A 12,619-nucleotide genomic window follows, 5' to 3' on the forward strand; every position below is an offset into this window, starting at 1 on the left:
AGATGCGCAAATCCCTGCCCCTCGCCCTCGCCGCCACCGCGGTGGCGGCGACCGCGATCGCCGGAGTGTCGGTGGTGACGACGCCGGACAAGGCGGCCGCGACGCTGGACAAGGCGGCCGCGACGCCGGACAAGGCGGCCGCGACGCCGGACACCGTGCGGTGGGGCCCCTGCACGCAGAAGGCCGCCACACCCCGTCTGGAGTGCTCGAAACTCAAGGTCCCGCTGGACTACCGCGATCCCGACGGCCGGCAGATCGAGATCGCGATCTCCCGGCTGGCGAGCGAGAAACCCTCGCAACGCCGCGGCGTGCTCCTGACCAATCCAGGCGGCCCCGGCGGCACGGGACTCACCTACCCGGCCATTCTCGCCGGCGCAGGGCTGCCGAAGAAGGTGCTGGACTCCTACGACGTGATCGGCTTCGACCCGCGTGGCGTCGGCCGCAGTACGCCGGTGACCTGCGATCTGACGAAGGAGCAGCAGGCGCGCGGCAACTTCCCGCCGTACGCGCACACCGCCGCAGATGTCGCGCGGGAGGCGGGGAACGCGCGAACCATCGCCGAGCAGTGCGCCACCTCGCGGACGGCGTGGATGCTGCCGCACACCACGACCGCGAACACCGCGCGCGACATGGACCGGATCCGGACGGCGCTGGGCGAGCCGAAGCTCTCGTATCTCGGTGCGTCCTACGGCTCCTACCTCGGTGCGGTGTACACGACGCTGTTCCCGGGGCGCAGCGACCGGATCGTGCTCGACAGCAATATGGGTCCCGGCGGTTACGACGTCACGGCCATGCGGTCGTTCGGCCGTGGAATGGAGGACCGGTTTCCGGACTTCGCGGCGTTCGCGGCCGCGCAACCCGAGTACGGTCTGGGCACCACACCGGAGCAGGTGACCGCGAAGTACTTCGAGCTCGCGAAGCGGTTGGAGGCGAAGCCGGTCCAGGGCATCGACGGGACGGCGTTCCGCGGGCTTACGTTCGAGTACCTCTACAGCGACGGGACCTTGCCCCTGCTGGCCAAGTCCTGGCAGGCCCTTGAAAAGGACCGGCCGCTGCCGCCCAGCCCGCCGTTGACGGAAGACATGGAGAACCTCATGTCCGCCCGCTTTGCGGTGATATGCGGCGATAGCCGCTGGCCCGAGACCGTCCGGGAGTATCAGCGGAATGTCGCGGTCGACCGGCTGAAGTACCCGATGCTGGGCGCGTCCACGGCCGGCATCGGACCGTGCGCGTTCTGGCCGGACAAGAGGGTCGAGCCCCCGGTGCGCATCGGTGACCGGGGCCCGTCGAACGTGCTCATGGTGCAGAACGAGCGCGACCCGGGGACACCCCTGGCAGGCGCCGAGAAGCTGCGGCGGGCGTTCGGGAAGCGGGCCACGATGGTGACGGCCGACCAGGGCGGACACGGTGTCTATCCCTTCGGCTCCAACACCTGCGCGAATGACGCGGTGACGACGTTCCTGACCACCGGCCAGCGCCCGGCGCGGGACCTCGCCTGCGCGGCGGAGCCCGGCAAGTAACGGGAGCGAGGTGACGGCGTCTATCTGGGCTGGCTCACCGACGGCGACGACCCCGCCGGCTGGCCCCTCATCGTCTGGCCCCGCCACGCCCGGCAGGGACAGCCGTGGGACCGCGGCCTCGTCGACGCGCTCCTCGCATGGCAGCGCGGCACCTGGGTTCGAGCCCTGGGACGACCGCGCCTACTGGTAGCGGGACCCGGCTCAGCACGAGCCGGGTCCCGCGTCTTTGTGTGCGCGGATTTTCTCGTACCGGTCGTCCGGGCTGCTCCGGGGCTGCTCCTGTCAGGTCAGGGGCCGGACGGGGGCGGCTGCTGCGGGGGCTGCTGCTGGTTGGGGTCGGGCTGGGGCTGCTGGGGCGGGGGCTGGTTCGGGGGCGGTTGGTTGGGCGGCGGCTGGTTCGGCGGGGGCTGGGGCGGCGGAGGCGGGTTCGGCGGGGGCTGGTTCGGAGGCGGTTGGTTGGGCGGCGGCTGGTTCGGCGGGGGCTGCGGTTGCTGCTGCTGGCCAGGGTCGGAGGGCTGGTCCTGGGGCTGGTCCTGCGGCTGCTGCTGACCCGGGTCCGACGGCTGGTCCTGCGGCTGCTGCTGACCCGGGTCCGACGGCTGGTCCTGCGGCTGCTGCTGGCCCGGGTCCGAGGGCTGGTCCTGGGGCTGGTCCTGCGGCTGCTGGCCGGGGTCCGACGGCTGGTCCTGGGGCTGGTCCTGCGGCTGCTGCTGGCCCGGGTCCGACGGCTCGTCGGAGGGCTGCGACTGCTGCGAGGGGGTCCCGGACGGGCGCTCGGTCTCCAGCGGGGTGAACCGGTCCGACGGCTTCATGGTGACCTTCGGCGCCTCCCGCAGCCGCGGGGCGTGCTGCTCGCCCGGCATCGCCAGGAACTTGGGGTAGTCGGCGCGGGCCAGCACCGTGTCCCGCGGGTCGCCGCTACCGTCGCCGTCACCGAGCGGGCGCTTCAGGAGCTCGGCCTTGCCGATCCCCACCAGGACGAGGTGCTTGGCGTTCTTCGTGGCCGGCCGGATGACGGTCACCGTGCTACGCGAGAAACCGTTCCACTCGGGCCCGGTGAAGGTCGGCTTGGCGTTGCGCGGCGGGGCCGAGACCCTCACCGGATTTCCGGAGTCGCACTTCACGACGGGCAGACCGCGCTCATCGACGAAAACCGCCGTTCCGGCCTGGAGAACGGCGGACACCGGCTTCACCCCACCGCGGTAGCCATAGGTCTTCGCGTAGGTGTCGGAGCGCAGAGTGACGCTCGTGAGCCGGTTGACGAAATCGGGGATGCCGTCGGGCGAGATGTGCTGGACCTTGCTCCAGGCGGCGCCCCTCTGCTTGTCGGCGTCGAGGTCATGGAGCAGTCCTTGCCGGTCACAGGGCTGCCGGTTCCGGACGCCGGCGTAGAGACCGGGGGTGTTGCCGCGGAAGGCGCGGCCTCCGTTGGAGGGCGAGACCACGTGTTTGCGGTCCCGGCCCACGGAGGAGGTGAACGCGGGGACCGAGGTCTTTCCGACGGGTTCCCGCCGGTATTCGACCGTCGAGGCATATCCGGGGGCTTCGCCGGGCGCCTCCTTGGAGGCTTCCCCGGATGCCTTTTCGGAGGAGGAGACCATCCCAAGGACCACCACGACGGCGACCACGACGACGAAACCGACGACGAATGCTGAACGACGCGAGGTGAGGTGCCATGAGATCGAGCGCATTTCCCTCTCCTTCCCTTACCTCGCCCCCCATCCTGCGCTCGCTCCACACACCCCCGCTTCCCCCGAAACCTTGACATCTCACCCCACCTTTGGGGGACTTGGGCCGCGTTTGCCCGTCGCCGCTCGCAGAGCCGCCCCCGGTCCGGGGTGCAAACCCGGACCGGGGGCGGTCACTACCCCTCGCGGTCCACGCGCGGCGAATCCTCCGACCATGTCGGATCTTCGTCGCGTATCTAGACTAATCGGACGTGCTCCAGTTGGCACCAGAACGGACGGAAGATACGGACCGGAGTTTCCGGACGGCAGTGACGAACCGCAGTGACGAACCGCAGTGACGGACGGCAGCCGAGGAGGACCGGATGAGCGGCCCTGTCGTGGCGGGGGTCGACGGCTCCCGGCGCAGCCTTACGGCGGCCGAGTGGGCCGCGCGGGAGGCGGCGCGGCGCGGGGTCGCGCTGCGCCTCGTGCACGCCTGTCCGCCGCTGCCGCGCAGGGTCTCACCGGTGCCCGGGGTGGACGCCTGGCAGAACGTGGGCGAGCAGATGCTCGGGCAGACGGTGGCCGACTTCCGGGCGCGCCTTCCGGAGCTCGGGATCGACGGGGAGCACACCGCCGCCGAACCGGCCGAGGCCCTGCTCACGGCCGCCGCGAGCGCCGGGCTGCTGGTGGTCGGGGCCCGGGGCTGGGGCGGCTTCGAGGGGCTGGCGGTGGGCTCCGTGGCGCTGCGGGTGGCGGCGATGGCGGACTGCCCCGTCGTCACGGTGCCGGATGAGGGCCGTACGGGTGCCGGGTGGGACGGTACGGACGCGGACGAGGTGCAGCTCGGCTTCGACGCGCATGCCCCGGCGGAGGCACCGGCCGCCTTCGCGTTCCGCGCCGCCCAGGAGCGGGGCGTCCCGCTGCGGGTGGTGCACGCCTGGGCGCTGCCCCCGGCCTCCCCGTCGGCCTGGATGCTCACGGTGCTGGAGGAGGACCGCGCGATGTGGGAGGACCAGGAGAGCCAGGTGGTCTCCGACGCCCTGCGGCCGTGGCGGGAGGACTGCCCCGAGGTGGCCGTGGTGCCGGATGTCGTTCTGCTCAATCCGGCGGAGGCGCTGGTCAGGGCCTCGGAGCGGGCCGGGCTGCTGGTGATCGGGCGCCGTACGGCCACCCGGCCCACCCAGCTGCGGCTGGGGCCGGTGGCCCATGCGGTGCTGCATCACGCCCGCTGCCCGGTGGCGGTCGTACCGCACCCCGGACCCTGAGCCCGCCCCCGCGCGCCTGAGCCCTCGGCCCTGGACCCCTGGGCCCCTGGGCCCGCCTCCCGCGTCCTGAGCCCACATCCCGCAACCCCGCATCCCGCATCCCGCAGGCGCTCAGCCGAAGAACACCCCGAATTCCGAGTACAGCGCGGGGTCGACGCCCTTGGTGCCCACCGTGGCCTCCGCGAGCGGTATCCGCACGATGTCCGTGCCGCGCAGCGCCACCATCGTGCCGAAGTCCCGGTCCTTGACCGCGTCGATCGCGCGCAGCCCGAAGCGGGTGGCCAGCCAGCGGTCGAAGGCGCTGGGCGTCCCACCGCGCTGGATATGGCCCAGGACCGTGGTGCGGGCCTCCTTACCGGTGTGATCGGCGATCTCATGGGACAGCCACTCGCCGATACCGGACAGCCGGACATGGCCGAACTCGTCCAGGCTGGAGTCCTTGACCACCATCTGGCCCTCCTTCGGCACGGCCCCCTCCGCCACCACCACGATCGGCGCGTATCTGATCGTGAAGCGGTTCTCCACCCAGGCGCAGACCTGGCCGATGTCGAAGGGCTGCTCGGGGATCAGGATGACGTTGGCACCGCCCGCGATGCCGGAGTGGAGGGCGATCCAGCCGGAGTGCCGCCCCATGACCTCGACGACCAGGGTGCGGGTGTGGGATTCGGCGGTGGTGTGCAGCCGGTCGATCGCCTCGGTGGCGATATTGACGGCGGTGTCGAAGCCGAAGGTGTAGTCGGTGCCCGCCACGTCGTTGTCGATCGTCTTGGGCACCCCGACCACCTGGATGCCCTCGCCCGCCAGCGCCGCGGCGACCCCGAGCGTGTCCTCGCCGCCGATCGCGATGAGCGCGTCCACCTCGTACTCGGCGAGCGTCTCCCGCACCCGGTCGACCCCGCCCTCGCCGGCCAGGGGGTTGGTCCGGGAGGAGCCCAGGATGGTGCCGCCGCGCGGCAGGATGCCGCGCACGGCCGGGACGTCCAGCGGCACGATGGCCCCTTCGAGGGCGCCGCGCCAGCCGTCCCGCACCCCGACGAACTCGAAGCCGTGGACCTCCACGCCCTTCCGGACGATGCCGCGGATCGCGGCGTTGAGCCCGGGGCAGTCACCGCCGCCGGTCAGCACACCGACACGCATCTCCGCTCCCTCCGCCGACGGCGCTCACCGCTGCCGTCGCCGCTCCTTCCGGCGCCATTTACGCTCCCCCTCTTTCTCCAGAATCCACCCATATGTAGCGCGGCGCCCACAGCGGCGTAGGGGTGTCCCCACAACACCGATCTGTTCATCCGACTGATACGACTGATGCGCCAGAGGTGTGGATAGACTCTCGCAACTGCACAAGGGCACAGCGGGGAGAGGCAGCACAGATGGCCCAGGCGAAGAAAATCGTGCTCTATATGCTGATCGTCTTCGTGCTGTACACGATCATCAAGACGCCGGCCCGGGCAGCCGACCTCGTCCAGGTCGGTTTCGAGGGCATATCGGACGCCGCCAAGAGCGTCGGCGAGTTCATGACGGAACTGACCAACTAGCCTCGCGCCCCGCCCGCCCCCGCCCTCGAACCCTCACTCCCTTCGGGCCTTATCGGGCGTTTTCTCCACCAACACGTGGTAAAGCGGTGCTTGCACACAGTGCACATGTCTTGTGATGCTATGACCGCTTTGCCGGGTGAGTACATCGTGAAGGGGTGGCGTGACCGTGTCGGCCCGTACCGCGCCCAGAACCCCGCCCCAGGGCGATGGCGGCAGCGAAAGCGGCAGAAGCCGCGGGGCTGACGCCAGAGCGCTCACCCAGGTGCTCTTCGCCGAGCTCTCGGGCCTCACCCCCGGAACCCCCGAGCACGCCCGCGTGCGCGCCGCGCTGATCGAGGCCAATCTGCCGCTCGTCCGCTACGCGGCGGCCCGCTTCCGCAGCCGCAACGAGCCCATGGAGGACGTGATCCAGGTCGGCACCATCGGCCTGATCAACGCGATCGACCGGTTCGACCCGGACCGCGGGGTGCAGTTCCCGACCTTCGCGATGCCGACCGTCGTCGGCGAGATCAAGCGCTACTTCCGCGACAACGTCCGCACCGTCCATGTCCCGCGCCGGTTGCACGAGCTATGGGTGCAGGTCAACGGCGCGACCGAGGACCTGACCGTGCTGCACGGCCGCTCCCCGACGACGGCCGAGATCGCCGAACGGCTCAAGCTCAGCGAGGAGGAGGTGCTGGCCTGCATCGAGGCGGGCCGCTCGTATCACGCCACCTCCCTGGAGGCCGCCCAGGAGGGCGACGGACTGCCCGGGCTGGTCGACCGGCTCGGCTACGAGGACCCCGCACTCGCCGGAGTCGAGCACCGCGATCTGGTGCGCCACCTGCTCGTACAACTGCCCGAGCGCGAGCAGCGTATCCTTTTGCTCCGTTACTACAGCAACTTGACGCAATCTCAGATCAGCGCCGAGCTCGGCGTCTCGCAGATGCATGTGTCCCGGCTGCTGTCCCGGAGCTTCGCCAGGCTGAGATCCGCAAACCGGATCGAGTCCTGATCCTTGCGAGGGACCTCCGCCCCAGGACCTCAAGGCTGTAATGTCGACATGGCGCTACAGCGCGTTGCCGACATGTGACATTCTGCTGGAACCGCGTTTGCCGCGGCCCGACCTCCGGTATTCAGGGGGAGGCTGCGTCGGACGCGAACCGCGCAGCTGGGATCCGTCCGCGACCTCTAGGGGGTGGCATGTCCGTAGAACTGGGCAGCTCGAAGGTGCTCAACAACGACGCACCGCTCATGCCTGACGACTGCGACGCCATCGACACCCGCACCCTCTCCCGCTCCCTCTTCCTGCGGCTCGCCACACTCGACAAGGACAGTGCGGAGGCCGGCTACGTCCGTGACACCCTCATCGAGCTGAACCTCCCGCTCGTCCGCTACGCGGCGGCCCGGTTCCGCAGCCGTAACGAGCCGATGGAGGACATCGTCCAGGTCGGCACCATCGGCCTGATCAAGGCGATCGACCGCTTCGACTGCGAACGCGGCGTGGAGTTCCCGACGTTCGCCATGCCGACCGTCGTGGGCGAGATCAAGCGGTTCTTCCGCGACACCAGCTGGTCGGTGCGGGTCCCGCGGCGGCTCCAGGAGCTGCGGCTGGCCCTCACCAAGGCCAGTGACGAGCTGTCACAGAAGCTCGACCGCTCCCCGACCGTCACGGAGCTCGCCACGGCGCTGGGGGTCTCCGAGGAGGACGTGGTCGACGGGCTCGCGGTGGGCAATGCCTACACGGCCAGCTCGCTGGACTCCCCGTCCCCCGAGGACGACGGCGGCGAGGGGTCGCTCGCCGACCGGCTGGGGTACGAGGACAGCGCACTGGAGGGCGTGGAGTACCGCGAGTCACTCAAGCCCCTGCTGGCCAAACTGCCGCCGCGCGAGCGCCAGATCATCATGCTGCGCTTCTTCGCCAATATGACGCAGTCGCAAATCGGCGAAGAGGTCGGGATCTCCCAGATGCATGTCTCCCGGCTGCTCACCCGGACCCTGGCCCAGCTGCGCGAGGGCCTGATCTCGGACTGAGCCGCCACCGGCCGGTCCCCTGCCGGATCCCTGTACACCTGACGGGTCGTCAGCCACACTGGCCCGATGCGATACGCATGGAGCCGGACAACGGGCCGCCGAGGCACGGCAATAGCCTCCTCGGCGGCCGCGCTGTGCCTGGGGGCACTCCTCAGCGGCTGCGGCGGTGGCGGCGACGGCTATGTGGCCGCCGGGGCGGCCGGACCCGACGGCCGGCCGACCGCGAACGCCGTGCCACCCAAGGGCGACGTCGACCTGGTGCCCCTGGACGAGGGCGGTACGGACGACGATCGCGACGGTAAGGGCGGCACGGACGGGAAGCGCGATCGGGGCGCGGCCGGGCCCACCGCCACCACGGACGGCGGAGCGGACGGGCCGGCCTCGCGGGGGCCCTCGGCATCCGCGAAGGCCCCCGGCCGTACGGACGGCTCGGGCGGCTCAGGCGGCTCAGGCGGCTCAGGCGGCTCAGGCGGCTCAGGCGGCTCAGGCGGCGGGAAGAACGGCTCCGGGGCCCCGGGACGTACGGACGACGGCCCCAAGGGTGATGACGGGTCCCAGGGCGACGAGCCCGGCGACCCCTCGCCCTCCGGCCCGGGCTCGGGCTCCTCGGACCCCTCCGGCACTCCCACACCCACCGGACCGGCCGCCCTCGAGGTCGGCAAGCCGGAGCGCACGGCGACCGATGAGCGCTGGTGCGAGAAGGTGAAGGTCGAGTTCCGCAACACCGGAGGAGCGCCGATCGCCTCGGGCACCGTCACCTTCGGAACGCATGTGATCGACGCGCTCGGCATCGACTGGGCCACGCTGGAGTCCAAGGAAGAGCTGCCCGCGCCGATCGGCGCGGGCCAGAAGAAGGAGAAGACCTGGACGGTGTGCGTGGACGACTGGCGGGTGCCGCTGGGCATGCGTATCGAGACACAGGACGTCTCGGTCAGCTGGAAGCCGTAAGGCCGATCCGGCAGCCGTAAGGAGCGCGGAAACTCCCCGCGGGAACTCAGCTCCCCGCAGGGGCCCATGGCCCCACGGGAGCCCAGGCCCCACTGGGAGCGTCGGGGCTCCGGCTCAGCCCAGCGCCAGCCAGGCCACCGCCGCGACGATCACGACCGCCGCGACCACACCGACGATCAGGCCGACGCGCGAACCGCCGCCCGATGCGGTGGACGTCTGAGGCTGCCGAGTGCCCTCGTCGACGAAGGCGCGGAACATCTGGGTGGAGCCGGCCGGGTCCTGGTTCCCGTTGGGGCTCTGGGGGTTGTTCGCCATGAGCCCCGACCCTAGCGAACGAGCGGATTCCGGGACACCCCCGGGTCTCAGCAGCCCCTCGCACCTCAGCCGCCCCGCTTGACCGACTCCAGGACGACTCTTTAACGGCAATTTACCGCCCAGACCGCCCTTTCATTTGCCTGTAGCAACTAACTTCTTCTATGGTTGCCTTAAGCAACTGACCCTTCTGACCAATCCCACTGGGGGTGCCGTGGCCACGCAGCGCCACTATGAGGAGCTGGCCCGTCAGCTCAGCGCCATCGGCACCGTCAAGCGCGGGCTCGGGCGCGCTCTGCCGGCCGACTGCCCGTCGGGCTCCGCCGTCGTCCTGATGCTCCTCGACCGCTACGGCGAGATGCGCATGGGCAGGCTCGCCGAGCTGCTCGACATCGACATGTCGGTGACCAGCCGGCATGTGGCACATGTCGCGAACCGCGGCTGGGTGGACCGCAAGCCCGACCCGCTCGACCGGCGGTCGCGGCTGCTGAGCATCAACCCCAGCGGTCGAGCACTGCTCGGTCAGGTCTCCGAGCGCTACACGAACGCGCTCGCCAGCTGTCTGAGCGACTGGTCGGACGAGGACGTCGACCGCCTCAACGAACTTCTCGCCCGGTTGCGGTCGAGTTTCGGGGACACCCGTTCCCGGGCCCTGCCGCACCAGGCGGAGACCAGCATCACCCGTACACCTTCGCAACGTTAAGGAACTTCATGGCAACGACCACACCGGACGGCGGTGTGCGGGGACCCGCGGGGCACCCCGCCCACGCCAAGCACGGCGGAGGAGGCCACAGAGGCCAGCACGGCCACGGCGCGGGCTCCTCGGCGCCGATGACCCACCGGCAGATCATGGAGGCGCTCTCCGGGCTGCTGCTGGGGATGTTCGTCGCGATCCTGTCGTCGACGATCGTCTCGGCCGCACTGCCCAAGATCATCGCTGATCTCAACGGCAGCCAGTCCTCCTACACCTGGGTCGTCACCGCCACCCTGCTGGCCATGACGGCCACCACGCCGCTGTGGGGCAAGCTCGCCGACCTCTTCAGCAAGAAGCTGCTGGTCCAGATAGCCCTGGTGATCTATGTCGCGGGCTCCGTGGTGGCCGGTCTGTCGCAGAGCCCCGGCATGCTGATCGCCTGCCGTGTGGTGCAGGGCATCGGCGTCGGCGGTCTGTCCGCCCTCGCCCAGATCGTCATGGCCGCGATGATCTCCCCGCGTGAGCGCGGCCGGTACAGCGGCTACCTCGGCGCGACCTTCGCCGTCGCGACCGTCGGCGGTCCGCTGCTGGGCGGCGTGATCACCGACACCGAGTGGCTGGGCTGGCGCTGGTGCTTCTACGTCGGCGTGCCGTTCGCCGTCATCGCGCTGATCGTCCTTCAGAAGACCCTGAAGCTGCCCGTGGTGAAGCGGGAGGTCAAGGTCGACTGGGGTGGCGCCTTCTTCATCAGCGCCGCGGTCTCGCTGCTGCTGATCTGGGTCACCTTCGCGGGTGACAAGTACGACTGGATCTCGTGGCAGACCTACGCCATGGTCGGCGGTTCGATCGCGCTCGGCCTGATCTTCCTGCTGATCGAGTCCAAGGCGAGCGAGCCGATCATCCCGCTGCGGCTGTTCCGCAACAAGACGATCACCCTCGCGTCGCTGGCGTCGCTCTTCGTCGGTATCGCGATGTTCTCCGGCACCGTGTTCTTCAGCCAGTACTTCCAGCTGGCGCGCGGTAAGTCGCCCACCATGTCGGGCGTCATGACCATCCCGATGATCGGTGGCCTGTTTATCTCCTCGACCGTTTCCGGTCAGGTCATCACCAAGACCGGTCGCTGGAAGGCATGGCTGGTCAGCGGCGGTGTGCTGGTGACGGCGGGCCTCGGTCTGCTGGGCACCATCCGGTACGACACCCCGTACTGGCACATGGCGATCTACATGGCGCTCATGGGCCTCGGCATCGGCATGATGATGCAGAACCTGGTGCTGGCCACCCAGAACCAGGTGGCCCCGCAGGACCTCGGCGCGGCCAGCTCCGTCGTCACCTTCTTCCGCTCCCTGGGCGGTGCGGTCGGCGTCTCGGCGCTCGGCGCGGTGCTCGCCAACCGGGTCACCCACTACGTCAAGGACGGCCTGGCCGACCTCGGCCCCAAGGGCGCCGCGCTGGGCCACGGCGGCACCGGCGGCGGTGGCATCCCCGACGTGCGGGCGCTGCCCGAGCCGCTGCGCACGATCATGGAGAGCGCCTACGGCCACGGTGTCGCGGACGTCTTCCTCTTCGCCGCCCCGGCCGCGTTCCTCGCCTTCCTGCTGACCCTGTTCATCAAGGAGGTCGCCCTGAAGACCAACTCCGGCTCCCAGCAGGCCGCCGCGGCCACCTCGGACGCCCCGGCCGCCGACGCGGCCCCGGCCGACTCGGTGGCCACCGGGCAGGTCGCCGACCTCGAGCCCGCGCTCGTGGGCGCCCCGGCCGCCGGGGTGCACGAGCCGGACGCCGACGGTGCCCTCGCGGCCACCGCCCCGCAGACGGCCATCGCTCCGCAGCGCCTTGCGGCCTTCGCCTCCGCCGGGGGCGACGGTGCGGACCGTCATCCCCGGCAGGGTGTGCACGGCTTCGTGCGGAACGCGGAGGGCGGCCCGGTCGCCCGCGCCGCGGTGACGCTGATCTCGCTCGCCGGGCGGCAGCTGGGCCGTTCGGTGGCGCACCCCGACGGCTCGTACGCCCTGGACGCGCCGGGCTCCGGCTCGTACGTCCTGATCGCGGCGGCCGACGGCCACCAGCCGCAGGCGTCCACGGTCGTGGTCGGGGACGAGCCGCTCGGCTTCGACATCGTCCTGGCGGCCACCAGCGGTCTGGTGGGCACCGTGCGCGGTGCCGCCGACGGCCGGCCGGTGGACGCGGCGATGGTCGTGGTCACCGATGTCCGCGGTGAGGTGCTGGCCACCGGGAAGACCGGTGAGCAGGGCGACTTCGGCTTCGAGGAGCTGGTCGCCGGAACCTTCACGGTCGCGGTGAACGCGCCGGGCTACCGGCCCGCGGCCCTGCCCGTCGAGGTGGGCGCCCAGGGGCTGACCCGGGTGGAGATAGCGCTCCAGGCCGGCGCCCGGGTGCAGGGCATAGTCCGGGCCGGTGCCGACCGGCGGCCGCTGCCCGACGCCCGGGTCACCCTCGTGGACTCGGCCGGGAACGTGGTCGCCACCGCCACCACCGGTGAGGACGGCGCCTACGCCTTCACCGACCTGGACGCGGGCGACTACACGGTCATCGCGAGCGGCTACCCGCCGGTCGCGGGGGCGCTGACGGTCTCCGGACCCGGCGTCGACGGCCACGATGTGGAGCTCGCCCACCCGGGCGAGTGACGGAACCCCGGGCCCGGGGC

Annotated in this window: 11 protein-coding genes; 8 read left to right on the top strand and 3 right to left on the bottom strand. The window is 70.9% G+C overall.

Translation table 11 applies throughout. The features are described 5' to 3' along the window. The first annotated feature begins 2 nt into the window (after positions 1–2). On the top strand, positions 3–1,520 hold the full coding sequence (locus tag ABD329_RS05315; protein WP_198281535.1) for an alpha/beta hydrolase: 1,518 nt from the start codon (positions 3–5) through the stop codon (positions 1,518–1,520). A 287-nt stretch (positions 1,521–1,807) separates the two neighbouring features. Here ABD329_RS05315 and ABD329_RS05320 read toward each other — a convergent pair whose 3' ends face one another. Then, the gene (locus ABD329_RS05320) at positions 1,808–3,211 is read right to left on the bottom strand and encodes a DUF6777 domain-containing protein (RefSeq protein WP_344316020.1); all 1,404 of its coding nucleotides are present in this window, start codon (positions 3,209–3,211) and stop codon (positions 1,808–1,810) included. 359 nt (positions 3,212–3,570) lie between these two features. Between ABD329_RS05320 and ABD329_RS05325 the strand changes: the two genes are divergently transcribed. Next, positions 3,571–4,455: a universal stress protein gene (locus ABD329_RS05325; RefSeq protein WP_344316021.1), complete on the top strand. Its 885-nt coding sequence runs from the start codon at positions 3,571–3,573 to the stop codon at positions 4,453–4,455. Positions 4,456–4,566: 111 nt separating this feature from the next. On the opposite strand, the gene ABD329_RS05330 is transcribed toward ABD329_RS05325, so the two are convergent. Beyond that, positions 4,567–5,592, bottom strand: coding sequence for a 6-phosphofructokinase (locus tag ABD329_RS05330; RefSeq protein WP_198282364.1), 1,026 nt, complete (start codon positions 5,590–5,592; stop codon positions 4,567–4,569). A gap of 230 nt (positions 5,593–5,822) precedes the next feature. On the opposite strand from ABD329_RS05330, the gene ABD329_RS05335 reads away from it, so the two are divergent. The 4 genes from ABD329_RS05335 (at position 5,823) to ABD329_RS05350 (ending at position 8,948) form a co-directional block, all read left to right on the top strand. Beyond that, positions 5,823–5,987 (top strand): hypothetical protein, encoded by a 165-nt coding sequence (locus tag ABD329_RS05335; RefSeq protein ID WP_020870122.1) that lies wholly within the window; start codon positions 5,823–5,825, stop codon positions 5,985–5,987. 160 nt (positions 5,988–6,147) lie between these two features. After that, the gene (locus ABD329_RS05340; RefSeq protein ID WP_037956765.1) at positions 6,148–6,981 is read left to right on the top strand and encodes an RNA polymerase sigma factor SigF; all 834 of its coding nucleotides are present in this window, start codon (positions 6,148–6,150) and stop codon (positions 6,979–6,981) included. 188 nt (positions 6,982–7,169) lie between these two features. After that, positions 7,170–8,000 (top strand): RNA polymerase sigma factor SigF, encoded by an 831-nt coding sequence (locus ABD329_RS05345; protein ID WP_020870119.1) that lies wholly within the window; start codon positions 7,170–7,172, stop codon positions 7,998–8,000. Between the two features lie 66 nt (positions 8,001–8,066). After that, the gene (locus ABD329_RS05350) at positions 8,067–8,948 is read left to right on the top strand and encodes a hypothetical protein (protein WP_198278512.1); all 882 of its coding nucleotides are present in this window, start codon (positions 8,067–8,069) and stop codon (positions 8,946–8,948) included. Positions 8,949–9,062: 114 nt separating this feature from the next. Here the strand turns inward: ABD329_RS05350 and ABD329_RS05355 are convergent, their stop codons facing one another. Beyond that, positions 9,063–9,263, bottom strand: a complete 201-nt coding sequence (locus ABD329_RS05355; protein ID WP_037956761.1) for a hypothetical protein — start codon at positions 9,261–9,263, stop codon at positions 9,063–9,065. Between the two features lie 211 nt (positions 9,264–9,474). Here ABD329_RS05355 and ABD329_RS05360 point away from each other — a divergent pair, with 211 nt between their 5' ends. Together ABD329_RS05360 and ABD329_RS05365 are read left to right on the top strand one after the other, a co-directional pair. Then, positions 9,475–9,963: a MarR family winged helix-turn-helix transcriptional regulator gene (locus ABD329_RS05360; protein ID WP_037956757.1), complete on the top strand. Its 489-nt coding sequence runs from the start codon at positions 9,475–9,477 to the stop codon at positions 9,961–9,963. A 128-nt stretch (positions 9,964–10,091) separates the two neighbouring features. After that, positions 10,092–12,599: an MFS transporter gene (locus ABD329_RS05365; RefSeq protein WP_486388696.1), complete on the top strand. Its 2,508-nt coding sequence runs from the start codon at positions 10,092–10,094 to the stop codon at positions 12,597–12,599. Positions 12,600–12,619: the final 20 nt, after the last annotated feature.

Source organism: Streptomyces javensis (assembly GCF_039525925.1).
GTDB lineage: Bacteria > Actinomycetota > Actinomycetes > Streptomycetales > Streptomycetaceae > Streptomyces > Streptomyces asiaticus.